We start from the raw sequence: 23,131 nt of genomic DNA, 5'->3' as shown, positions 1-23,131 counted from the left end.
TAAAATCAGCCTAAACTTATTGCCTCAAAAAGCCCTTTCAGATCGTTCTGGAACGGATCGAGCGACAGGGCTCGTTCTTCGGCCCAGACAATCCACTCGCTGAGAGGTCTACCTTCAATATCGGCATCACCCTCAATTTGCAGACGGTGGCGTAGCTCTTCGATGAACACCAAAAGCCGCGCGCGCACACGCCAATTTTCCGCGTGGTCCTGAAACCGACACCAGCGCTTGTGGTCTATCTCCAGCTGTCTTTGGCGCTCACGGCGCTCTGCCTGCTCTTGTTCGTATCGTCGGTGCCATTCTGCGCGCTCCCGCGCCTCCTCTGCCAAAAGCGGCCCTGCCGCGATAATGGCGCTTACAATATCAGGCAGGATAATCGCCATCTTCTTCTTGGGCGTTTCAATCCAGTCGCGACTGCGGCCATTGACGTATGTGTCGAACCTCACGCGCAGAAAACCAGAGGAAACAAGGCCTGTTTGGTGGTGATGAGGAAGGGCCGTCCACTTCCCTGCCCCTTCCATGATCTTTGTCGCCCTCGACATTTTCTCAGCGATTACGCACTTGAGCTCTTGCTCGCTGACAAGAAACGTCACCTTGCCTGTAAGCTTGGCTTCGCCGATCTGTCCCCCTTGCTTCTCGATCGCGCGAAACAGGGTGCTTGTCACCCTGAAGCGATATCGGTCACGCGCAGTGAGGTCGCTGATATGAGGAAGTGATCCTCCCCAAAAGTCGCGCGACCGTTGCCGGTTTTCCGCTCGACGGCTCTCCTGTCGCTGACGGTGCTCTGCGACCCATGCCTTCACCTTCGGGTGCAGCGCTCGCATATGGTCAAGGCTTTCGTCGTCTTCATCGAAGGGTGGTAGTCCCGCAACGGACTCAGCGTCGCGAGATGGGACGGACGCAGGTACTGGCGGTCTACCACTGCCCCGCGCTGGCTTGATTGAAGGGGAGGTCTTTTGGGGCGGTTCGAATGACGGCAAAGGAGGCATTTCAGGAGCACGGCCAACGGCCTTTTTCTGCCAGTAGCCCAAGGGTGGCGTAGGGATTTGGCGCTTTCGACAAAGAGCGGCCAAGCCTGGCCCGTTCGTCGCGAGTTGGGCACCAAGCTTGCTCATGGGGGTCTGCCAGACCAGTTCGTAAAGTTCCTCGCGAGACATTTCCTCTGCGGGGCGGGTAACGATGTCATTCATGTGAGCCCTTTCTCTCTCGTAATTTCTCCATGAAATTGACTGCCGCCTTCGTACCACCCCTTTACTTGTACTTAATGTTGTACATATAGAGGGAAGCAAAGGAGAGTCGACATGGATGTTATGACCTACTCAGACGCACGAGCTCAACTGAAGGGCGTCATGGATCGAGCGATCCACGACAAGCAGGAAGTTGTCGTGACGCGCAAGAAGGGCGAGTCCGTTGTGGTTGTGTCCTTGGACACTTGGAACGCCGTCAACGAGACGTTGCACCTCTTGTCCACACCGAAAAACGCATCCCGCTTGCGCGCGTCGATCGCGCAACTCGATGCTGGAACTGGCGAAGAGCGTGAGCTGGCCGAGTGAAGCTGGTTTTTTCCGATCAGGCCTGGGAAGACTATCAATACTGGGTCAACACCAACGACAAGGTACGCGACCGGATCAACGAGCTGATCAAGCAGTGCAAGCGGACCCCCTTCAAGGGAACCGGCAAGCCGGAACCTTTGAAGGGCGATTTGACAGGCTGGTGGTCGCGGCGAATTTCTCAGGAAGATCGAATGGTCTACCGGGTCAGTGGAGCTGGCGATCGCCAAAGCCTAGAGATTGCGCAACTGCGGTTCCATTACTGAATGGTCCCAAGGTTAGCGCGCAAGCTTTTGATATTCTTCCCACATCATCTCTATTAGCTGGCCCTGCGTGATGCCAAGACGCTCTGCCTCAGCGGCAATCGCTTCCCCGACTTCAGGGAAAACCTTCGGGTGCAGCTGATAGGTGCGTGGGCTTGGTTTACGCCCTGGTTTCTTGCGTGGGGTACGATCAAGGAAGCCCCTCGCCTCTCCAACCTCATCGACACGGCGGACCTCGGCAACCGTGGTGTCTTTTGGTCGGGCCTTCAGCCCTGCAAGCCTATTTGAGCCGCTCATAGACAGCCTCCGTAAAGTATTTGGCATTCTCCAAGGCCTTATCGACCTTGCCGCCAGTTACCATGTCAGGGTCTTTCATCATCGCGGTCAGATCACCGCCATAAGCGAAGATTTCTGAAAACGCCGCGCGAGCGACGAGCGACGGTTCGATCAGGTCTATCCCTGCCCCGCGCAGCTGTTCTTCCAGATCTCTTTGAACGCGGCTTTTCACAGCTGCGCTTGTTTTGGTCAGAACAACGGCGTGACGGATTGTGCGACCAAGCGCCTCTTCCTCTTCCCGGATCAAAGCCAAGGCTTCAGACCCGATCTCCGCGTCGAGCGCCGTTGGCTGCATAGGAACGATAACCAGATCAGCTTGAGAAATAGCGCGGCTGACAAGCTGCGATGCTACGCCTTCAAGATCAACAATCACGATCTGCCCATCGCCATCTGATGCCCTGATCGTCGGCACTATCTCAGAGCGCCCTATATCCTGATGAAGCGTCACACCTTTGGGGAGTCCGTGAGATGCCCATCGGGTCAGTGACTTGTTGGGGTCGCAGTCCAAGACTGTCACTTGAGCTCCCATCCGAGCGAACTCTGTGGCCAGGATTACAGCACATGTGGATTTTCCGACGCCCCCTTTGGGGCTTGCCATGACGATGACGGGCATTGCTCGGCCTCATACTATTTTCGTTACCGGAAACATATCACTTACCGGTAAAATTTCCAATACCAGAATAAAATTTGATACCGGATTTAAATCAATAACCGGTTTTAAATCCGATTATGGTCTACCGCGCTTCTCGAACCACTTGCGGCAAAAGCCTACAAATGCGGCATCCACATCCCTCGGAGCCTCCACGATCCAGTCACGCCACTCACTTTCCAGGTGACGTACATCCCAACCAGGCGCGGCCTGTCGCGCCCTATCGTAGGTTTCAGACTTAAGTGGAGGAATACGCCCTTCGATAAGGGAGGGCGGGGTCATCGTGCCGCGATTGGTAAAAACCACCATGTCCGCCACTTCATCGAAGAACACTTGATAATCTGGCAGGTGATCATGAACCGCCAGCTGCTTAATCATCTGACGAAATCGCTTTTCTGGGCTTTGCGACCCAGACTTCATAAGCAGGTGCTTTAGGGTAATCTTCCAGCTTTTTTGCTGGCCACAGTGCTTGCGCGCTAGCTCGTAAACGCGGCGTTCAATCGGCTTGCGCAAGCGAAAGTAGTCGCGGTGAAGGGTCAGCACCTCTTCGTTTTTGATTGCATTGAAGACCCAGTCCGACAGCTTGACCTCACACCAGAGCAAACGACCGTCGAGGCCTTGCTTTCGACGGATGGAGGAGGCGTCTATCAACCCGAACCCATCAATCTGTTCTTCGTCACCAGAAACAATGTTCGTTCTGATCCGCGTGCCTTCCAACCGGTCAAGCGCATCCATGAGCGAGATGTATTCTCGACCACTGGTGCCACGGTTCGTGAAAATCAGGAGTTCGTGCGAATTGATACGAACGCGAGGCGAGACCGGTTCCCCATGTTTAAGTTTCGCCATAATCTGACTGATGCAGTAAATCAGGATGTCCTTGTCATAGATGGTTGCCAGCCCTTTGACACTCGGCGTGATTTCCAACCAGTGATCACCGTTCCTATAACGCTTCACAGAAGTCTCTGGTTTCTTGGAGAGTGAGTAGAACGGATGCTCCATATGTTGCATGACGTCCTTGAGAACAGCGTCTGCAACGTCACAGATGAACAGATCGTGCTGAGGGTGACGATCAGGCAAAAGGGGTGTCAGTGGGTTCGTGTTTTCAGTTACCATAGCAGCACATTCGTGTTTTCAGTTACCCATGTCAAGATTCGTGTTTTCAGTTACCAAAGTTCGTGTTTTCAGTTACCGAGATTCGTGTTTTTAGTTACTGATCGAATGCGTAACACGTTGATTCAAAATAGTAAAACAGGCCTCAAAAACAGCTTAACACTATATTTAACACATATTTAACACACTAAGCCTGTGGATAACTTGGAAAATCAACTCAATTCAGCGGATTCTGATCAAACCGTCCACGGTAAATCTTGCTCTTGAAATACACATTCTGCTTGGCCTTGAGCGGGTTGCGATTGCCCACCAACAGCAGCAGATCATCCGCCTTCATGCCAGTGATCTGCTCAGCAGTCATGAGCTTCTGTCGCTGCTCCGAGTAGGAAAAATCCCGGCCCTCGTTCGGGGCTTTGCCCTCTCGAATTTGCTGAGAATAGACGGTGCTTTCCCCGAGGTGGCGCGCTGCCCATTCGGCGGTTTCGATGTCGTTGAGGTTGAAGACGCGCTTGGTGATGCAGGAGCCAAAGATCGAACGGGCATCGTTTGGCCCATAGGCCTTTTCGACCTGACCCGTGTCTTGCGTGACGAACAGCGCTTCCACACCGGCTCCTGCGGCGACGTTGGCAATGTTCATGATCTGCTCCATGCGGCCCATACGCACGAATTCATCGAGAACCAGCAGGATCGGGGCCTTAACCTTGCGCCGCCCGTCCTGACGCACGACCGTGCCCAGGACAAGGTTGATGAACAGGCGCATGAAGATCGCTTGCTTGTCCACCTGGTCGAGGGGCACCGCGATGAAGAGATCGACCCGATCATCGAGAAGATCATCCATGCGGAAGCTGGACCCAGCCAGGAAGTGGCGCATGTTGTCGGACTGCATCCACTCAAAAGCTTTTGAGACCGCTGTCTGAATCGACCCGCGTTCTCTGTCTCCCGCGCGCAGAATGGTGGCGGCGGTCTGGGCCGGGCGGTGGCCGACAAGGTCGCCATTTTCAGCCCAGGCCTCAAGCGTGCCGTCGAGGTTCGCGGACAGCAGAAGATCGGCGACGGCGATCAGATTGCGCCGGTTCGGTTCTTCCTGCGTCACGATCACTTCGATCGCCGCCGCGACCAGCTGGCGGGCCATTTCAGAGAAATGCGCGCCGTCGCCTTGTTCCGGTTTGACCAGGCCGTCCGCAACCAGGGCAACGTCTCGCGCCAGCTCATGGGGCCGGATGTAGTCGAGCGGGTTGAACTGATCCTTTCCGTCTTCGACGAGGCCGAAGGGGTTGAGAACGGCTACCTTGCGCCCGAGCTCTTCGCGGTGGCGGCGCGTGACGGCGAAATTCTCGCCCTTGATGTCGAGGACGACGACCGGTCCCTGGTGATCGAGGATCGCGGGGATCACGGCGCTGACGCCCTTGCCGCCGCGTGTGCCGGAGACGACGAGGTGATGCCCGCCGCGCCATCCTTTCGCATCGTTCTTGACGTAGCGCAGGAGCTTGCCTTTGTGCAGGGCCAGGGGCAGGCTGGTCTTGTTGCGGACAAGCTGGGCAATGTCGCGCGGGTCCATCCATCGAGAGTACCGTAAAGTGTGGGGCAGTTGAATTTTGGGATTGATGCTGGCAAGGATTTTGGATGTCATCCGCTTCTCCAATCTATCAGCTAAAGGTACGCCTTCTCGGGTTGAGCCCGATGATCTGGCGGCGTGTTTTGGTATCGGATTCGACGACACTGCGTGAACTGCACGGCATTCTTCAGGTTGCGATGGGCTGGGAGGGCATTCATCTGTTCCTCTTCGAGGTTCACGCGGTACAGTACGGCTCGTTCGAGTTGCATGCTGGAAACCCCGATGTATCCTTGCAGCAGTTTGGATTCTGCGAGAACCAACGATTTTCCTATGTTTACGATATGGGGGATCACTGGGAACACGAAATCCGTGTTGAAGCGATTAATCCGCCACCAAAGAAAACCTATCCGGCCTGCATAGGCGGTTCCGGAGCCTGCCCGCCTGAAGATTGCGGTGGCGTATATGGGTATCTTGAACGGCGGGATGAGGCTGACGGCTATGATGCCTGGAATGACATGGACGTCATGGTTGGTTTCCTCGAAGATGTTGTAGCAGCGAACGCCCCCAATCGGCCGGTATCTGATTTCATGTCCGACGATGTGGAATCCGCGATGGAGCGGATGGTGGCACGCAAGCCGTTCGTCGAGGGGAAGTTCTCACGGGGTGCTGTGAACAAGCGGTTTCGATCCGGAGATCATCGCGACCTGATGCGCCAGCAGATGTGGTAAGGGCCGTCCGAAATGGTTCGGTTCCGGACAGGGCGTAATGATCTGTCCATAAATTATCTTGAACCTGTATCGAACAGGTGTATTGTTTTGGACAACATTTCCGGACAGAATTGCAATGCTGTGACCAGAACATTCGCCTACGCCAGAGTATCGACCGTCGAACAGGACCCCGAAAACCAGATCCGGGAGATCGCTGCCGCAGGATTTGCGGTGGAGCCACACCGGATCATTACCGAAACGGTTTCCGGCTCACAGGCCATCGCACAGCGGAAGGGATTTGCGCGCCTTCTGGACAAGATGGAGCGTGGCGATGTTCTTGTCGTGACCAAACTGGATCGATTGGGGCGTGATGCCATTGATGTCAGCACCACCGTAGCCAAGCTGGAAAAGCTGGGCATTCGTGTCCATTGCCTAGCCCTTGGCGGCGTCGATCTGACCAGTTCGGCAGGGAAGCTGACCATGGGGGTGATCAACGCCGTCGCACAATTTGAGCGCGATCTTCTCATCGAACGCACCCAATCCGGCCTCGCCCGTGCCAAAGCGCAAGGCAAACCGCTCGGGCGACCGGCGGCGCTGACAGCTGATCAACAAGCACAGGTACGGGAGCGGATCGCGAAAGGCGAAACCGTCTCTGCCATCGCCCGCGACATGGGGACCAGCAGACAAACCATCATGCGTGCAAGAGACGCGCAGACGACATAAAAACGAGTAGACAGGACATCAAATGAATATCGAGATTAAGGTTAAAATCACCGGGCCGGACGGCACAGCCCATACGGAGAAAATCGCCACACTTACCAAAAACACTGACGCTATTGGCGAAATTGGGCTGTCGATCGGTGAGAGCAAGGAACTGCTCCTGAAACTGCAGCAGGAAATCGTATCCGCGCAATGCGTGGCTTACGGTGCGACGCGCACCTGTTGTCCGTGCTGCGGGCGAAAGCTGCGCGGAAAGGCGCGTGGCCATATCCGGTATCGCACTGTCTTTGGAGATGTCACCGTCCCGAGCCCGCGTTTTTACCATTGTCAGTGCCACGATGGCCCGGCTAAAACCTTAAGCCCATTGACCGATCTTCTGCCCAAACACGTCGCACCGGAGCTGCTCTGGCTGGAAACGAAATGGGCCTCGCTGGTATCGTTCGGGGTCACAGCGGACCTTCTGAAAGACGTGCTACCTATCGATCTGAAGCTGAACCCGGATACCATCCGCCGACACTTGGGACGCGTGGCGGCGCGGATGGAAACCGAGTTGGCCGAAGAACGGTTCAGCTTCATTGAGACCAGCGCTTGCCAACGGGAGCAAATGCCAAACCCAGAAGGACCGATCACGGTCGGCATCGATGGCGGATATGTCCGGTCCCGCGACGCCGGTCAGTCGCATTTCGAGGTCACTGTCGGCAAATCCATTCCCACAGATCGCCCGAGCCGTTATCTTGGACTTGTCCAAAGTCATGATGACAAGCCCAAGCGGCGACTTCATGAGGTTCTGAAGGACCAGGGTTGGCAGGAAAACCAGCCGGTAACATTTATGACTGATGGAGGGGACACGGTCATCAATATGGCCCTGCGTATGGCTCCTGCCTCGGAACATATCCTCGACTGGTTCCACATCACCATGCGCCTCACTGTCATGCACCAATATGTGAAAGGGTTGGCGCATCACAACGAAGAGGCCGCGGAAAAGCTATCCAGATTACTTCGTCAGATCAAAGGTTTCCTCTGGAACGGTAACCTGCATGACGGCCAGACGGTGATTGAGGACCTCGTCATGGACTTGGACGGAATCGAAACGGACTACGCCAGCATCAAAGCGCTGCGCAAAGCCGCTGCTGAGTTCGAAACCTATATCGCGAATAACAAGGATATGATTCCGAACTATGCGGAACGGCGGCGCTATGGCGAGCGCGTTTCCACTGGCTTCGTCGAAAGCACCGTCAATACCGTGGTCGGCAAGCGCTTCGGAAAACGCCAGCAGATGCGATGGTCAAAGCAAGGTGCCCACCTCATGCTGCAAACTCGTACCCGAACCCTTGACGGCACACTCCGATCCAAGTTCGAACAATGGTATCCAGGCATGAAATCGGGCGAAAATGACAAATTTGCGGCGTAGTTGCCCCACACTTTGCGGTACTCTCCTTGCTTCTCGATCGCGCGAAACAGGGTGCTTGTCACCCTGAAGCGATATCGGTCACGCGCAGTGAGGTCGCTGATATGAGGAAGTGATCCTCCCCAAAAGTCGCGCGACCGTTGCCGGTTTTCCGCTCGACGGCTCTCCTGTCGCTGACGGTGCTCTGCGACCCATGCCTTCACCTTCGGGTGCAGCGCTCGCATATGGTCAAGGCTTTCGTCGTCTTCATCGAAGGGTGGTAGTCCCGCAACGGACTCAGCGTCGCGAGATGGGACGGACGCAGGTACTGGCGGTCTACCACTGCCCCGCGCTGGCTTGATTGAAGGGGAGGTCTTTTGGGGCGGTTCGAATGACGGCAAAGGAGGCATTTCAGGAGCACGGCCAACGGCCTTTTTCTGCCAGTAGCCCAAGGGTGGCGTAGGGATTTGGCGCTTTCGACAAAGAGCGGCCAAGCCTGGCCCGTTCGTCGCGAGTTGGGCACCAAGCTTGCTCATGGGGGTCTGCCAGACCAGTTCGTAAAGTTCCTCGCGAGACATTTCCTCTGCGGGGCGGGTAACGATGTCATTCATGTGAGCCCTTTCTCTCTCGTAATTTCTCCATGAAATTGACTGCCGCCTTCGTACCACCCCTTTACTTGTACTTAATGTTGTACATATAGAGGGAAGCAAAGGAGAGTCGACATGGATGTTATGACCTACTCAGACGCACGAGCTCAACTGAAGGGCGTCATGGATCGAGCGATCCACGACAAGCAGGAAGTTGTCGTGACGCGCAAGAAGGGCGAGTCCGTTGTGGTTGTGTCCTTGGACACTTGGAACGCCGTCAACGAGACGTTGCACCTCTTGTCCACACCGAAAAACGCATCCCGCTTGCGCGCGTCGATCGCGCAACTCGATGCTGGAACTGGCGAAGAGCGTGAGCTGGCCGAGTGAAGCTGGTTTTTTCCGATCAGGCCTGGGAAGACTATCAATACTGGGTCAACACCAACGACAAGGTACGCGACCGGATCAACGAGCTGATCAAGCAGTGCAAGCGGACCCCCTTCAAGGGAACCGGCAAGCCGGAACCTTTGAAGGGCGATTTGACTGGCTGGTGGTCACGGCGGATTTCTCAGGAAGATCGAATGGTCTACAGGGTCAGTGGAACTGGCGACGGCCAAAGCCTAGAGATTGCACAACTGCGGTTTCATTACTGAATTTCCTGTCTGTTGCTTCATGGAGATGGTTGTGAACAGAGCGGGGGCGTAGCCATAGCTCTATAGCTTCTCGCCAGTTTTGCTTTCGTGCCATTCGCGTATGCGCATGCATAGAAGGCCGACCAAAGGTGCTTCGAATAAGGGAATAATCGCATCGTCTGGCGTAAACGAAGGTGCTTCGTACTGGTCCATCGACCATGTACCGATAACCTCTCCGTCACGGGTCACGACTGAGCCATCATCGCAGAGATTGATCGGATAGATCAAAGCTCCATCAGACGGGACGCCGTAGCGCTGCCACGCTTCTCGAAGCGATTCTCCCGTCAGCTGCGTTGGAGGATCAAGCGGCGGCAACTCGGGCTTTGGCTCGCGCTTCCCGGTTTTCCTTCGTTGTTTCCCCTGCCGCCAAGGTGGTGAGGGGTTTTCAGCTGCGCTCCCCATTTGCCGACGAAGGTTTCCTTCGTCAAAAGCCCCGCCTGAACTGATCTGATCCTGAAAGACAGCAGCGTAGCCGATAATCTCTGGCATCCGTCCCTCGCTCGCAGGGATGCTTGGGATCGATGTGTTGAACTTTGGGGCGAAGGAACGAATGGCCGTGCTTTCCCTTTCGTGCATCTCGTCAGGTGGGCAGGGTGCCAGAGCGAGAGACCACGGCAGTGAGACGTCAGAAACACGGTGGTAGAAACGGCCCAAGCTATCAATTGGTCGCTCCGTCAGGTCCCATGACTGCCCTATGTAGACAATCTCCTCCGCGCAGCCGATCAAGTAAACGCCGCTTCTCTGCTTGAGCCCAGTGTAAAGAGCATTCAGATCTCGATGTGGATTGCGGACAAAGACCTGCCGTCTCCATGCCAGGAATTGTTTATGGTTATTCAGCATCTATGCCTATTGTCAGTCTGTGATCATCTTTCGTAATTTGTCTTAATAACTCAATTTCCATTTCCGCCACATACCCACAAAACCACATTTTTTCATTTATGGGTCACGGTGGGTCTTGCCGCATGGGTAGCCAATGATGGTGCCTATGGCCGGATCAACAATTTTCTCAATGTCTTCTTGCAGGCCTTGCGTCCGGATCATTGCAAAAATACGAATTTCTGCGTCCGGGCAGATAGCCCGAAGGATTTCCGCGCAAGCAAAGCTTGTCCGTCCCATGGTCAGAACATCATCCACGATGGTGATCTTGTTCGGCACGAAGAACGGTCTCTCCGCCTCGATGCTTTCCAGGTGAATAGGGACAAGTGGTCTTTCCGCCGCCGGTGAATTTGACAAACGCGGTATAGCCCTCGTTCTTTTCAGATAGATTTGTACATCTTGGCCGAACCCGTGCTCGTGCAACACGTCGCAGATCACCTTGGCGGGCCAAAGCGCCCCATCGGGGAGTGGCGCCGAGCGCGGTACCGGCACCAAGGTGACATCAGGCCCGAGAAAAGGTCGCAGAGCGTCCGCCTTCGAGTCTTGCAGGTGCGGAACGGCCGAGGCGATGACATTGACCCGGCCAGCCTTGATCGCGCCACAGGCTTTCGGGAGGTTACAGATAGCTCCGAGCTACCGCGTGGGGAATAGTTGGCGAAGGTGCCATACTCATAGCTCGAAGGCACGAACGCCCCCAGCAGTGTAGTTCCGAATATCGAGCAAGATATCGGGCAGGTCTTCACGGCGCAGAATTTGTGCTCCGTACTCGATGAGCTGCTTCGGCCAAGTTAGGTTCGGATTGATTGCGACGTCCTCAAGCAGGTAGAGATCGCGGCCAAGCCGGATAGCTTCCCATCCCTGGTGGCGGGTCCCGCTCTTCTCGCTTGCTTCGATCACGATGGTAGCATCGCAGATGAGCGCCATCGTCCGGTTGCGGCGCGGGAAATTCTCGCTCTTGCCTGGATAACCTTCGGGAAACTGGGAAATCGCTAGGTGATCACGCTTGATCTCTTCAAGTAGACGGGCATTCGTGGCCGGGTCCGCCTTGGATAAGGGCGTGCCGAGCACTGCTATTGTGCGGCCGCCCTCTTCTATCACAGTTCTATGCGCCACTGTGTCGATGCCTTCGGCTAGGCCGCTGACGACAATGATACCCTGCTGCACCAAGGCACGAGTAACAGCCTGTGCTCGTTTGATGCCGTCCGGGGTGGCTTTTCTTGAGCCGACAATCGCCACGCGCGAGCCTTCGGTCAAAAGCGCGGTATAACCCGCCGTGTACAACACGTCTGGTGCGTTCTTTTCTTCGACCGGGCCGAATGGCCCAAGGGCGTCTCTCGTTCTCAGCTCTGCGTGCATTCTCATTATGCGGTGACGTTTCTTGCCCCGCCGTCCTCCCCTTTGTTTTTAAGCTACAAACCCCGTCTGCGCAATATTTCACACAAACCCACATTTGTGCTTTTGTTCATTTGCGGGATATACCCGCATCCTCTTCCAATTCTTGCGTGCGCTGTTCAATGAAGGCTTGGAGTTCACCTACCATTTTCCGATCCGTCGCACTGCACGCCGTTTTGAATCGCGTGTGCAGGCTCGCCGGAAGATCCAGGCTCAGGCGCTTGGTCGGCTCATCCGGCATGGTCTTCGCGACCGGCTTGTCTGCCCGTGTTGTGTCATGCCCTGCCCCGCCACGTTCAAACGCGAGGATTTGATCATCCGTTGGCTGCTGCTTCGGCTTCGGAGCCGCCGAAAATGTCTTCTTCGACATACCGCTCAATCTCTTTCGTTAGTTGGTTGATCTCGCGGGCCGCATTGCTATCGCCAGCCCACTCGAAAATCGTTTGCCCCATGGTCATACCTTCAGCGAAGGCCACCCGTTGCTCGATCTCACTTGCTAGGATTGGCAAACCCGCCTCGGCAGCCATGTTGCGAATATCTCGCCCTATGACAGTTTTCCCTATTTTGCGGGAAACCACAAACCCACATTTGAGGGAAGGCTTGAATTCCTGCGCTTCTTTGACTTGACGCACTGTCAGGTCAGATGCCCACGTCGAGAGACCGGACGGTTCGATAGGCAACGCTACAAAGTCCGATGCAACGATACAAGATCGGGCAATCTCCTCCGCGTGCGGCGGGCCGTCGATGATGGTGTGAGTATAGTCTTGGGCAAGCTTTAGCGCGTCCCGCGCCATGTTGGCCCGTGCCATGCTGACAACCTGGAAGGGCGCATCTTCGCGCAGGCTTGCCCATGTTGTGGCCGAGCCTTGCTTGTCAGCGTCGATCAGAAGCACCCGGTGGCCTTGGCGTGCCAGACAGCCCGCCACGTTCACCGATAGGGTGGTTTTGCCGACGCCGCCTTTTTGGTTCAGGAAAGATATGATCATGAGCCCACCTCACCACATTCGTGGGAAAGCGTAAAGCCACAAACCCACATTTGTGCGTTTTAATTCTGGTATGCGCCTCGCTTATTGCAGAAGGCCAGAAAGTGCTTATCGGCATCCTTCACGTCGATAGCCTTGTCATGCACCCATGACCGCCACTCGTCTTCCAGCACGTAGACGTCCCACCCGGGCGCAAGACGCCGCGCCTCATCATGTGTGTCTGGTTTTCTGAACCGCAACGCCAGGAAGGAGGGGGCGACCACTGCCTCAGCCCCTTTGGGGCGAAAGACAACATTATCGCTTTCGATGCTCATGGTGTAGTCGGGGAGATGGTCGTGCACCGCGTCATCCTCGATGATCTTCGAAATCAATCGCCTGAATTCTTTCGTGGTTGAGCCTGACCCGCACTTGTCGCGCAAGAGTTCGAGCCCACACTTCCACTTGGGTTGTGCGCCGCAATGCTTGCGGGCCAGTTCATAGAGCCGCCGTTCAAGCGGTTTTCGGAGGAAAAAATACTGCTTGTTCAATGTCAGAACATGATTGTTCTCGATGGCATCAAACACCCAATCCGACAGTGTGATCTCGACATCCTGCATCCGACCGTCACGTGTCTCCCGAACGATTTCCGCGGACTCGATCAGGCCGAAGACCTTAAAATATTCCTTGCCACCTTGGCGGATATTCGTCTCGATCTGCGTGCCTTGCAGACGCCGCAGCGCATCCTTCAAGAGCTGGTAGCCTTGGCCCGAGGTCTGACGGTTCGTCGCCACCAGCAAATCATGAGCCTTGAACCGCATCGACCGGTTGACTTTGCGGCCTTCATTGAGTGCAGCCATGCACTGACTGATACAGTAGATCAGCACGTCACGGTCATGGACTGTGGCCAGCCCGTAGCGTGACGGTGAAACCTCAATCGAATTATCACCATTCTGGTAGCGTCGCGGCTTCATGTCGGGCTTGGTCGAGAGGGTAAACACTGGATGTTCCATCGAGGCCATGTCGCCCTTCGGCACCGCGTCCACAATGTCGCAAACGAACAGGTCTTTTTGCGGATGCCGGTCGGGCAGGAGCGGAGAGCGTGCATTCGTCATTTCACACACCCTCTGCTCAGTTCACGATTCGTCATTTCACACACCATGGCTCACTATCGTCATTTCACACACCAATCGTCAAGAGTCGTCATTTCACACACCAACTGCCTGTGGGTAACTTTTCTCAGCTATCGTCATTTCACACACCCAGATTCGTCATTTCACACACCAAACTTCGTCATTTCACACACCGCCCTTCTAGAAAAAGTTATTTGTTCCAGGGTGTTATTTACCATTTTCCAAGATGTAACTCTATTATAACTCTATTTAACTCCCTCAAAACGCGAAGCCTTTAACAAATTCAAACATCGTCCCCCTGTTCAAGAAGTCATGTTTGAACCACAACCATCTTCTGATTCTTCTCGAATCTCTTGAGTGTGACGATTCTGTTTGGTTATCAAAGAAACCAAAATGGAAGTCAGGAGATCCAATGTTCCGACAGCTAGCACGCAGCCATGACCATAGGCACATCCAAAAATCCTTGGATCGTCAGGAACGTATTTCTCAAAAGTGCATCGAATTCTCTCATGACGCATCTGCTGCCTTCGCGGTTGACGAAGCCGCAAATCAATACTCTCCGGACTTTGACCTAACCTCTTGGACTATCGGCGAGGGGGAACAGTTTTACTCACCCATCTCGTCGTTTGAACCACTGGAGGTCACAGACAACAGCGTTATATTTCAGTCAGACATCACAACACTAGAAAATGAAAACAACACGTTTGAGTGTGTCGTAACCGGCAGTGGATCAAAAGAGCATGCGATTGTTGTCTTTCATCATTGGTACGCCCGCAACCGGTACCCAAAATTTGCGAAATTCTTTGCATCAAAAGGGATAACAGTGGTCGAAGCAACGCTTCCGTACCACTTTGATCGTGGCTGCAGTGACTCTGCCGAAGACAATTTTTTGAACGCCGATATCGGGCGCACTGTTTGGGCAATGAGACAAGCCGTATTGGATGGCCGTAAAATTGTTGGTTGGCTTCATGAGCTTGGCTTTGCGAAGATATCTGTCGTGGGCATGTGTATCGGTGGCACCGTTGCCGGTCTGATCGCCGCGCAAGACGAGAAGGTCGACCAAGCCGTTCTGATGGTGACGCCCATGAGTCCTGCCGATCTTGTCTGGAGCGCCGAAACCATGAAACCGCTTCGGGAACGTATCGAACCCAACATGTCTCTAGAGGAGCTGAGAGCTGCCTGGAGCATCATCAGCCTGAACATGCACACGTTTGGTCTCACCCGCCGGGGGCTGAAAAAGATGGTCATTCTGGGTGAAGAGGACACTATCGCGCGCCCGGAAGGGTCAGAATGGATGATAAAGTTTTTACAAAAAACCGGACACTCACCCGAGCTTCTACGGCTTGGCTGTGGACATTCATCCATCGGAGTCTTTCCGTACAATCTGGTTGCGGCCTGGAAGGTTCTGCATTTCTTGAAGGAATGGCCAACATGGCAAGAGCTATGGGATGCGCGCCTTTTGATAGGTGGTATTGACTTGACCGAAGGACCACGGAAATACAGATTTTTTGATCACTGGAGATCTTGAGGGACGAACAGCTCCCTGAACTCGGGATCAACATAGTAGCGCAGCTTTTGCGCGACGGCGGTGGCTTGCCCCTGCACGCGCAGGAGCTGGTTTTCCGGGCGGAGCTGCATAATTTCATCGGGGGTGAGCAGATCGCGGCCCGTGAGGTTGTTGCTGAAGCTAGGGCTGTCACCGGGTTTGAAGCTGTCGGTCTGGAACCCGGCGGTTTCCTGGCCCATCATCTGGCTCAGCCATTTAGCCGTCTCGAAGTCATTCACCCCGAACACCTGTTGCACCCCGGCATTGGCAATGAAGGTGCCCGCGCGCGCGCCGTAGAGGTCTTTGAGTTGGCTCATGTCCTGCAGGATTGGCCAGAGCTGCAATCCATAGCCCGCCATCAGCCCCATGGCGCGCTCCACGGCCTCCAGACGGCCCAGAGCGGCAAACTCATCCAGCAGGAACAGCGTGGGCGTCTTGAGGCGCTGTGTGCCCCCCTGAGCACCTGCAGGGCCGCTCAGGGGCCTCACGGACGTCTCAGCGTCCCGTGCGATGTCCTGGAGGGCCTGAGACACCAGAAGGCGCAGCCAGCGGCTGTAGGCGTCCATCCGGTTCGGTGGCAGCACCAGAAACACCGAAGCGATCCGGTGGCGCAGATCGGAGAAGTGGAAATCCGACCGCGACAGAACTTTGGCAATGCGCGGGCTGTCGAGGAAATGGGTGTGGCGCTGTGCGTTGGATAGCACCGAGGCGGCTTCGCGATCCGCCTTGCCAAGGAAGCGGTTGGCGGCGCGGGCAATCAGCCCGCCCGCCGCATCGCTGTCCTGCATCAGCTCCAGCAACGCGCGCAGCTTTTCCGGGGGCAGGGTGAGATATTCCCGGACGGTGGCAAGCGTCTGGCGGTTGCGGTCCTCGTGGCAGATGCAGAACATGATCAGCCCGCCAAGGATGGCCTTGGCCTCCTCGTTCCAGTGCGCTTCCGTCACCTGTCCCGGCGGGTCCATGACCAGCGCCTCTGTCAGGGAGGCCGCATCCTCGCCCAGATCGAGGCTGTCCGGTGCCAGCAGGTCGAGCGGATTGTAGGCGGCAGAGGGCATCCCGGAGACCTCAAACGGATCGAGGACATGGACCGTTCCGAACCGCCGCCTGGCTTCCCCGGCGATCCGGGCATTCTCGCCCTTAGGGTCGATGACCAAGACCGAGCGCTCCGCCGCCAGCAGGTTGGGGATCACTGTGCCTACGCCTTTCCCGGCCCGTGTCGGGGCGAGGGTGATCAGATGGGCCGGACCGTCATAGAGCAGCAGCCGTCCGGTGTGCGGGTTGCGCCCGATCAGAAGGCCGTCTGCGCCCTGGAGTTTCTTCAGCTCCTTGCGGTTGGCGAAGCGGGCGGAGCCGTGGCTGTCGCCGGTCAGCCCGAAGAAGGCATCGGCTCCGGATGCCATGCGCCAGTACTGGAACCCGAAGACAGCGCCTATGAGCATGAAGGGCCCGAAGACCAGCCACTGCCATGCGCTTTCGCCGGGCGGTTGGTCAAAGAAGGCGAAGACGAACGGCGTGGCCACGAGCGCCCCGATCATGGCACCGAACAGGACAGCGCCGATCATCCAGCCCAACAGGATGGGCGCGAAGATCAACCGACCGAAGAAGCGAAACAGCCCTCCGAAGACGCGCATCACGCCCCGCATCAGGAGGGCGTTTCCGGATCAGAGCTGGACCGGGCAGGGGAGGGCGTTCCCCAGTCCGCGAAGGCTTTGCAATCCTGTTCACGGGGCAGGTTGCGGATCAGCCGGTCAAGCATCGCAGCGGCCCCGGAATCCCGCTCCGCCAGATCGATAAGCGCACCGCCCAGGATCACCTTGCGCCGGGTGTCGAGTTTGCGTTGTCGAGTAGCTTCCCGGTTCTTCAGCGCCTGAAGACGGGCCTTGGCTTGGGCGTATCGTTTCTCGGCCCGTTCGAGTTCAGTTTCTGCCAATGCGCGTCTCCATCTTTGAAAAGAGTAGGTGGACAGGTTGGTCTTGTCAGATCGAGCGATAGCGCTTACCCGTAGGCCTGTAAAGGACAAGGGCGCACTTATGCAAACTCTTCACCTGCGGTTCCGAGCTTTGCGTGCGATCTCCTTGAGGCAGAGCCTCAGCCGATGGCCAACTCCGTCCGACGCGACGCGCGCCGGAATGAAAGGCCCTCCCGGCCTCTCAAACTCTCCAGGGCCAACTTCGGCAGTTGGATCGCGTCCCGCAAACTCGCACCAGCGGATTGACCGATGCCCCACGGTGGGGGCCGGTCTGTCGCTGGTGTCTCGGTTCCGGGAGCCGTCTTTTTGTGGGGCAGGAGCCCCTGACAGACGGCAGGGTTGCCGCGCCCTGCCGGAGCGGCAGGCGGCAACGGCGCAGCAAACCGCGAGTGTCGGTGCCGTGGCGGCTGACCTTCGCGGTTTGCTTCCGACGGGGAGCGTCGAAAGGCCGAACCGGTGCAGGGCTCCGGTTCTTGACCCCACGGCACTCTGCACTCATGCGCCCTCGATTGCAAAGACCCAAACACCACCGTCTCGATCTCAACCACCCAGGTGGCGGGAGACTGCTGACGCTGTTGGGCGTGGTGCCGTTAGCCGCTCGCGGTCGCTGCGTTTGTGTCTCTGTCGGAGGTGGCGCTGATGGCCAGCTACCACCTCTCCGTGAAGACGATCAAACGCAGCGCCGGGCGCTCTGCCACGGCGGCAGCAGCCTACCGTGTCGGGGAGCGCATCGAGTGCCAGCGCGAAGGCCGCGTCCACGATTACACCCGCAAGCAGGGCATCGAGGAGACCTTCATTCTGACCCCGAAGGATGCCCCGGATTGGGCGCAGGATCGGTCCCGCCTCTGGAACGAGGTTGAGGCCAGCGAGACCCGTCGCAACTCCGTCACCGCCCGTGAATGGGAGTTGGCCCTGCCGTCCGAGATCAGCGCCGAGGATCGGTCGCAGATCACCCGCGACTTTGCCCAGGAGCTGGTCAGCCGTTACGGGGTAGCCGTCGATGTGGCGATCCATGCACCGCACCGCGATGGCGATCAGCGCAATCATCACGCCCATGTTCTGACCTCCACCCGCAAGCTGGAAGCCGGGGGCTTCACCGCCAAAACCCGCGTGCTCGACTCTGCCAAGACCGGCGGTGTCGAGATCGAGCAGATGCGTGGCCTATGGGCCGAATTGCAGAACCGCGCGCTGGAGCGTGTCGGCGAGGCCGAGCGCGTCGATCACCGCTCGCTTGAGAAGCAGCGCGAGGCCGCGCAGGAGCGCGGCGACACGCTGTCCGCCGAGGAGCTGGACCGCGACCCGGAGCTGAAGCTGGGGCCAGCGGCCAATTCCATGGAGCGGCGCGCCAAGGTGATGGCCGAGCGTCAAGGCCGGGAATATGCCCCAGTCACCGAACGGGGCGCTGTCGTCCATGCCGCCCGCCAGGCGCGCGCCGCTTTCCGCGAAATGCGTGAGCGGCTGGATATCGCGCGTGAGACCTATGGCATCGAGCGCGAGGCCGGGCAGGGCCGCGTCTCTGCCGGTCTGGCTGCACTTAGGGCCGCGACGTCGAAAGAACGCGGCGAACGCAACCCGGAGGATTTCCGGGAGCGCCTGGCGGGCGTCGTGGGCCGGTCACGGGATCAGGATGACACGCCGAAACCGGAAGGCCGCAATTATGCGCGGGAGCGGCTGAAAGAGATCATGGAGAAAGACGCGGGCCGCGATGGCCAGTCGGCGGTTCACAAGCTGGACGGTCACAGCGAAAATGACCTTGGCGAGGAGGCCGCGAGACCGTCGCGGACCCCGGTTCCGCGTCAAAGACAGGGGCGCTCCGACGACATTGCGCGCGAGGATCGCAAGCCGTCAGTCAACGAGCGGCTGAAAGATATGCTGAACAAGCCGCGTGAGCGGCTGGAGATTGAGGACGAGCGCAAACAGGACAAGGATCAGGAGGTCGAAAAGGAGCGGGACATCGACCGCGATCCGGGCCTCAGTCACTGATTAGATTGTGTGAGGTCTTTTCCCCGTTCTTCATTGGAATGCTTGCCTGTGCGAACCCAACACCGACGAGGAACGAAATAACTCCAGTTGCAGTCTTGAACTCGCGCACCCTGATCGCAGTCTGCGTCAGACGGGTCCTGGCTGTGACAAGGATTTTCTCCTGACCGTCGCTTCTGACAGTCCGCATGATCCACAGACCGTACCAGCTTGGCCCCTTGCGTTCAGGTTCGGCTTTGCACAGCACTTCGACTGTGTGTCCTGCCTCGGCAAGCGCCCGAAGGCCCTGCTCGGTGGTCACGTTTAGTTCGAGGTCAGTCGTTTGGTTCATCGCACATCTTCAAAGAAACAATAATACTCTTCTTTTGTCTGAATCTAGTAGAAGCATCAATCGTATAGTAATGAAATAAACATGTCTAATTAGACTTTTGTGATCCCGGCAACATGCCGGTCTCGCTTTGAACAATAGACAGGGCCGGGGATCGACGGACTGACGCCCGCTCACCCCAACCCTGACAGTTCCTCAATCTTATTGATCCGCCTGCCATCCTGTCAGGTCCGAGAAAACCGGCAAGCGCCGCCGGTGGCGTCGGTTCCGGTCGAGAATTCCGGTTCCTCCCTCGCGCAGGCGCGCGGTTCCCTCCCAAATTCACGCCCTCCACCCGGTTGTCACGGCCCCGCCAGGCCGCAGGACGGGCTTTGCCCTTACCTGCTCTGCCCTTCGGAATGCATGGGCATTCCAAAGATCAGAACAGGAAGGCCTGCCCATTGGCGGAAAGGGGAAGAGACCCGGACCGCGTCACGCGAAGGAGGGTCACAAATGACCGCAGAGAAGTTTGACGTTTATTCCCATGTTACCAACCAGATCATCGCGCAGATCGAGGCGGGAGCGCCGCCCTGGCGCAAGCCGTGGACCGGTAGCGGTGCATCGGTCAGCTTGCCGGAACGGTTCAACGGCGAAGCCTATCGGGGCATCAACATCCTGATGCTTTGGGCCACGGCGATGGCCAAGGATTACAGCTCAGCTCGCTGGATGACGTTTAATCAGGCCAAGCAGCTTGGGGGCCACGTCCGCAAGGGCGAGAAATCCGCCACGGTCGTGAAATACGGCACCGTCGAGCGCGAGGATGAAAACGGCGAGGAACGCCAGATCCCCTATGCCAAGGCTTACCGCGTGTTCAATGCCGATCAGATCGAGGGTTTGCCCGCTGAATTCTACATCTTACCCGATCCGCCCCGTGATCTTGGCACTTTGGCCGATCCCGCGCTGGAGGCATTCTTTGCCGCGAGCGGCGCGCAGATCGACGTGACCGAGGAGCCGCGCGCCTACTACAACATCAAGACCGACCGCATCCACATGCCGCCGATTGCGACCTTTCACAGGGCCGCAGGATATTACGGCACCTTGGCGCATGAGTTGACGCACTGGACGGGGGCGACAAAGCGGCTTGATCGCTTGGGCCGGTTCAATGACCGCAAGGCCTACGCCTTCGAGGAGCTGGTCGCCGAGATTGGCAACTGCATGCTGTGCGCACAGATCGGTGTCGAGCCTGAATTCGGCCAGAGTGCCGCCTATGTTGAAGGATGGTTGGAGGCGATGAAGGAAGACAGCCGTGCGATTTTCCGCGCCGCGTCCGAGGCACAGAAGGCCGTGGATTACATCATGGCCCGCACCGCGCAGGCCGACCGGATGGCCGCCGAGTAATAGCCCGCACCGCCGAGATAATCGAGGCCCCCGTCAGCGGGCGGGGGCCTTTTTGCATGGTGGTGTGATCCGGGGCGTGGGCGGTTTTAGGGTGACCTGTCGGCGGGCAACCTGGAGGTCCCCTGCCGACAGGCCCGGCGCTTCGCGCGGACGGGCATATAATGCCCGGAGGCGACGCATCTGGATATCTCAGTTGCCATACCGACAGAGGTCTGTCGCCCGGACGACGCAGGCAACTTCTAAGCACGGAATCTGGTGGATAACGGAAGACAGTCTCGATTGTTGTCGTTTGGTGCAGTATTTGCACGGCATGATAGGCAGCAAAACATATGAGAAGCTGATTCCTCGCCACGAACGCGAGGCACTGGAGCAGGCGCTTGGAATGGATTCGGGATATGTTCTTGATTTCAGCGACCGCACCTTCAATGACTTCTTTTATGAAACGATTGCTATTGACCCGGAAGACCAGTCGCGGCTCTTTAACGGTCGTGGAACGTCAAAGGCAAAGAGACTGCGTTCGTTTATTGAACGTGCCCAACCGGCGCTTGTGGCGAAGATATTGCGCGAAATGTGGAAATATCGGGAGGCAATAGAGTTTGCGCCATCTGTGCCGAACGAAGAAAAGCTGAAGGAGTCCTATTTTTCCATCATTGCCCGGATCGAGGGGCGTGCGGACGCCATTGACACATCTGCAATCGAGACGTTCGCGCCGAATGAAACGCTGGAAGAGCTTGTCGCTTCAATACGCCGCGATTTGGACGCGAACAAGCCACAGGCCGCTCTGGACCGCCTTCACACATATTGCATGAAGCGTTTTGCGTCTCTTGTCCGCAAACATGGTGGCGGAGAGTGCGGCAAGGACGATGCGCTTCACGCGCGGGTAGCCAAGTACGTAAAGATTCTGCGCGAGCAGCAGAACCTGAATCCGATTTCAGAACGTATTGTGAAAAGCTCGATCAGTGTGTTTGAAGCTATGAATCCTGTCCGCAACGACCAGTCGTTCGCGCACGACAATCCCGACTTGGTGCAGATGGAAGAAGCTCGTTTCGTGTTTGACAGCGTGACCGCGTTCCTGCGCTTTTCCAAAGCTATCGACGGAAGGTTCTTCGAGGATTGATGCGGATCAGGTGCGGCGTGTCATAAGGCGGATCGCGGCTTCTTGCGGTCCCCATCGAAACGAGAACGTGTCTGACACATCAAACCAGCCGTTGCCGTCACCTGCCCCGTGATTTGCGCCCATGCACGAACACTGACAGTCATGCCCAACTGCGTTGCGACAGGCCGGTGCGCACTTCTCCATTTCTCGAAATGGCTGAACGACATAGACCCGACCATAGCGATCCAACGCACCATCTACGAAGCGGTTGAGCCAGCTCAGGGGGAGTTTCCAGGATTTTTCCATATGTGCAAAACGGATTGTTGGCCTGCGGTTGCCCGTGGCCAAGCCCGTGAGCCACTGGCGATTGTCAGCGCGATACGGCAGACGGGCCGTCAGCTTGTCGCCTTTCAGGCCCGAGCGAACGATTATCGGTATATCAGGCTGCGCCCACTGGCGGCGGATTGAGGGAGGAATGTTCGATGTGTCCAAAGGTGTGTCTTCCTTAAGAAATATTGGTTTGCAAACACATGGCTAACCTACGCTTTCCAGTAGCGCGATTTCGTCTTCGGTCAGGTCGAACAGGTCATAGACGATGCTGTCGATCTGGGCTTCGGCCTGGGCGATTTCGGCGGTCAGGCGGGCGATCTCGGCGCGGTCGCGGTTGATCCAGTCCTCCCAGTCGGAGCGATCGGCCAGCGGGATGTCGGCCTTGAACACCTTCTTCACCTCGGCGCGGAAAGTGGCGAAGTCGGGCAGGGTCCACCATTCCTGAAGCCGGGTTGTCAGCTTGGGTTCACGTTCAGGCGGGCAGAGATCGGGAATCCGGCGCGTCAGGGCTGTTTGGCCCAACAGGCCCGAGCGTGCATATTTGATCATTTGAAGGAACAATTGGAGAACGTTTTGGCTGTTGACGGTTGTG

At 57.0% G+C, this 23,131-nt stretch carries 27 protein-coding genes; 11 read left to right on the top strand and 16 right to left on the bottom strand.

Going from position 1 to position 23,131, the window contains the following annotated elements:
- Positions 1–5 precede the first annotated feature (5 nt).
- Positions 6–1,190, bottom strand: coding sequence for a hypothetical protein (locus tag ACGYK7_RS14345; RefSeq protein ID WP_394403147.1), 1,185 nt, complete (start codon positions 1,188–1,190; stop codon positions 6–8).
- 111 nt (positions 1,191–1,301) lie between these two features.
- Between ACGYK7_RS14345 and ACGYK7_RS14340 the strand changes: the two genes are divergently transcribed.
- Entirely contained in the window at positions 1,302–1,553 is a 252-nt protein-coding gene (locus ACGYK7_RS14340) for a type II toxin-antitoxin system Phd/YefM family antitoxin (protein WP_037275337.1), read from the top strand.
- Positions 1,550–1,816 carry a Txe/YoeB family addiction module toxin gene (locus ACGYK7_RS14335; RefSeq protein ID WP_267168762.1) on the top strand — a complete coding sequence of 89 codons (267 nt, stop codon included), beginning with the start codon at positions 1,550–1,552 and terminating at the stop codon, positions 1,814–1,816. The genes ACGYK7_RS14340 and ACGYK7_RS14335 overlap by 4 nt, the downstream gene beginning before the upstream one ends.
- A gap of 12 nt (positions 1,817–1,828) precedes the next feature.
- Here the strand turns inward: ACGYK7_RS14335 and ACGYK7_RS14330 are convergent, their stop codons facing one another.
- From ACGYK7_RS14330 to ACGYK7_RS14315, 4 genes are all read right to left on the bottom strand, one after another.
- Positions 1,829–2,110 (bottom strand): chromosome partitioning protein ParB, encoded by a 282-nt coding sequence (locus tag ACGYK7_RS14330; protein ID WP_074948197.1) that lies wholly within the window; start codon positions 2,108–2,110, stop codon positions 1,829–1,831.
- Positions 2,094–2,762, bottom strand: coding sequence for a ParA family protein (locus tag ACGYK7_RS14325; protein ID WP_267168826.1), 669 nt, complete (start codon positions 2,760–2,762; stop codon positions 2,094–2,096). The genes ACGYK7_RS14330 and ACGYK7_RS14325 overlap by 17 nt, the downstream gene beginning before the upstream one ends.
- A 114-nt stretch (positions 2,763–2,876) precedes the next feature.
- Entirely contained in the window at positions 2,877–3,911 is a 1,035-nt protein-coding gene (locus ACGYK7_RS14320) for a replication initiator protein A (protein ID WP_127044712.1), read from the bottom strand.
- A gap of 214 nt (positions 3,912–4,125) precedes the next feature.
- Complete coding sequence (locus ACGYK7_RS14315; protein ID WP_394403145.1) at positions 4,126–5,466, bottom strand: type IV secretory system conjugative DNA transfer family protein; 1,341 nt, start codon at positions 5,464–5,466, stop codon at positions 4,126–4,128.
- Positions 5,467–5,531: 65 nt separating this feature from the next.
- On the opposite strand from ACGYK7_RS14315, the gene ACGYK7_RS14310 reads away from it, so the two are divergent.
- From ACGYK7_RS14310 to ACGYK7_RS14290, 5 genes are all read left to right on the top strand, one after another.
- On the top strand, positions 5,532–6,191 hold the full coding sequence (locus tag ACGYK7_RS14310; RefSeq protein ID WP_394394267.1) for a plasmid pRiA4b ORF-3 family protein: 660 nt from the start codon (positions 5,532–5,534) through the stop codon (positions 6,189–6,191).
- A gap of 120 nt (positions 6,192–6,311) precedes the next feature.
- Entirely contained in the window at positions 6,312–6,893 is a 582-nt protein-coding gene (locus ACGYK7_RS14305; RefSeq protein WP_394403143.1) for a recombinase family protein, read from the top strand.
- 22 nt (positions 6,894–6,915) lie between these two features.
- A complete protein-coding gene (locus ACGYK7_RS14300) occupies positions 6,916–8,301 on the top strand; it encodes an ISKra4 family transposase (protein ID WP_394394265.1) in 1,386 nt (461 codons plus the stop codon).
- A 698-nt stretch (positions 8,302–8,999) separates the two neighbouring features.
- Positions 9,000–9,251 (top strand): type II toxin-antitoxin system Phd/YefM family antitoxin, encoded by a 252-nt coding sequence (locus ACGYK7_RS14295; RefSeq protein ID WP_037275337.1) that lies wholly within the window; start codon positions 9,000–9,002, stop codon positions 9,249–9,251.
- Entirely contained in the window at positions 9,248–9,514 is a 267-nt protein-coding gene (locus ACGYK7_RS14290) for a Txe/YoeB family addiction module toxin (protein WP_151654618.1), read from the top strand. The genes ACGYK7_RS14295 and ACGYK7_RS14290 overlap by 4 nt, the downstream gene beginning before the upstream one ends.
- Before the next feature lie 60 nt (positions 9,515–9,574).
- Here ACGYK7_RS14290 and ACGYK7_RS14285 read toward each other — a convergent pair whose 3' ends face one another.
- The 6 genes from ACGYK7_RS14285 to ACGYK7_RS14260 form a co-directional block, all read right to left on the bottom strand.
- Positions 9,575–10,393, bottom strand: a complete 819-nt coding sequence (locus tag ACGYK7_RS14285) for a hypothetical protein (RefSeq protein WP_394403140.1) — start codon at positions 10,391–10,393, stop codon at positions 9,575–9,577.
- Positions 10,394–10,489: 96 nt separating this feature from the next.
- On the bottom strand, positions 10,490–10,921 hold the full coding sequence (locus ACGYK7_RS14280; RefSeq protein WP_394403139.1) for a hypothetical protein: 432 nt from the start codon (positions 10,919–10,921) through the stop codon (positions 10,490–10,492).
- Positions 10,922–11,098: 177 nt separating this feature from the next.
- A complete protein-coding gene (locus ACGYK7_RS14275) occupies positions 11,099–11,785 on the bottom strand; it encodes a DNA-processing protein DprA (protein ID WP_394403137.1) in 687 nt (228 codons plus the stop codon).
- 106 nt (positions 11,786–11,891) lie between these two features.
- Entirely contained in the window at positions 11,892–12,191 is a 300-nt protein-coding gene (locus tag ACGYK7_RS14270) for a hypothetical protein (RefSeq protein WP_394403135.1), read from the bottom strand.
- Entirely contained in the window at positions 12,136–12,807 is a 672-nt protein-coding gene (parA, locus tag ACGYK7_RS14265) for a ParA family partition ATPase (RefSeq protein WP_037931658.1), read from the bottom strand. Before parA ends, ACGYK7_RS14270 begins: the two co-directional genes overlap by 56 nt.
- Positions 12,808–12,866: 59 nt before the next feature.
- Positions 12,867–13,895, bottom strand: coding sequence for a replication initiator protein A (locus ACGYK7_RS14260; RefSeq protein WP_394403133.1), 1,029 nt, complete (start codon positions 13,893–13,895; stop codon positions 12,867–12,869).
- A gap of 430 nt (positions 13,896–14,325) precedes the next feature.
- Here ACGYK7_RS14260 and ACGYK7_RS14255 point away from each other — a divergent pair, with 430 nt between their 5' ends.
- Entirely contained in the window at positions 14,326–15,441 is a 1,116-nt protein-coding gene (locus ACGYK7_RS14255) for an alpha/beta hydrolase family protein (protein ID WP_394403132.1), read from the top strand.
- Here the strand turns inward: ACGYK7_RS14255 and ACGYK7_RS14250 are convergent.
- The gene (locus ACGYK7_RS14250) at positions 15,426–17,102 is read right to left on the bottom strand and encodes a type IV secretory system conjugative DNA transfer family protein (protein WP_394403130.1); all 1,677 of its coding nucleotides are present in this window, start codon (positions 17,100–17,102) and stop codon (positions 15,426–15,428) included. The two genes, ACGYK7_RS14255 and ACGYK7_RS14250, sit on opposite strands and share 16 nt — an antisense overlap.
- Positions 17,102–17,389, bottom strand: coding sequence for a mobilization protein (locus ACGYK7_RS14245; RefSeq protein ID WP_394403128.1), 288 nt, complete (start codon positions 17,387–17,389; stop codon positions 17,102–17,104). Before ACGYK7_RS14245 ends, ACGYK7_RS14250 begins: the two co-directional genes overlap by 1 nt.
- Positions 17,390–18,067: 678 nt before the next feature.
- Between ACGYK7_RS14245 and mobQ the strand changes: the two genes are divergently transcribed.
- Positions 18,068–19,411: a MobQ family relaxase gene (gene mobQ, locus ACGYK7_RS14240; protein WP_394403126.1), complete on the top strand. Its 1,344-nt coding sequence runs from the start codon at positions 18,068–18,070 to the stop codon at positions 19,409–19,411.
- Here mobQ and ACGYK7_RS14235 read toward each other — a convergent pair.
- A complete protein-coding gene (locus ACGYK7_RS14235; RefSeq protein ID WP_394403124.1) occupies positions 19,401–19,739 on the bottom strand; it encodes a hypothetical protein in 339 nt (112 codons plus the stop codon). The two genes, mobQ and ACGYK7_RS14235, sit on opposite strands and share 11 nt — an antisense overlap.
- A 489-nt stretch (positions 19,740–20,228) precedes the next feature.
- Here ACGYK7_RS14235 and ACGYK7_RS14230 point away from each other — a divergent pair, with 489 nt between their 5' ends.
- The gene (locus tag ACGYK7_RS14230) at positions 20,229–21,113 is read left to right on the top strand and encodes an ArdC family protein (protein ID WP_394403122.1); all 885 of its coding nucleotides are present in this window, start codon (positions 20,229–20,231) and stop codon (positions 21,111–21,113) included.
- Between the two features lie 292 nt (positions 21,114–21,405).
- On the top strand, positions 21,406–22,230 hold the full coding sequence (locus tag ACGYK7_RS14225; RefSeq protein ID WP_394403120.1) for an abortive infection family protein: 825 nt from the start codon (positions 21,406–21,408) through the stop codon (positions 22,228–22,230).
- Positions 22,231–22,236: 6 nt separating this feature from the next.
- Here ACGYK7_RS14225 and ACGYK7_RS14220 read toward each other — a convergent pair whose 3' ends face one another.
- Both ACGYK7_RS14220 and ACGYK7_RS14215 read right to left on the bottom strand, forming a co-directional pair.
- Positions 22,237–22,701 carry a hypothetical protein gene (locus tag ACGYK7_RS14220; protein WP_394403118.1) on the bottom strand — a complete coding sequence of 155 codons (465 nt, stop codon included), beginning with the start codon at positions 22,699–22,701 and terminating at the stop codon, positions 22,237–22,239.
- 42 nt (positions 22,702–22,743) lie between these two features.
- On the bottom strand, positions 22,744–23,088 hold the full coding sequence (locus ACGYK7_RS14215) for a hypothetical protein (protein ID WP_394403116.1): 345 nt from the start codon (positions 23,086–23,088) through the stop codon (positions 22,744–22,746).
- Between the last annotated feature and the right edge of the window lie 43 nt (positions 23,089–23,131).

It is taken from the genome of Sulfitobacter sp. 1A15299 (genome assembly GCF_043556915.1).
Taxonomy (GTDB): domain Bacteria; phylum Pseudomonadota; class Alphaproteobacteria; order Rhodobacterales; family Rhodobacteraceae; genus Sulfitobacter.
Note: the sequence above shows the minus strand (reverse complement) of the source record. Positions and strands in the feature narration are given on the sequence as shown.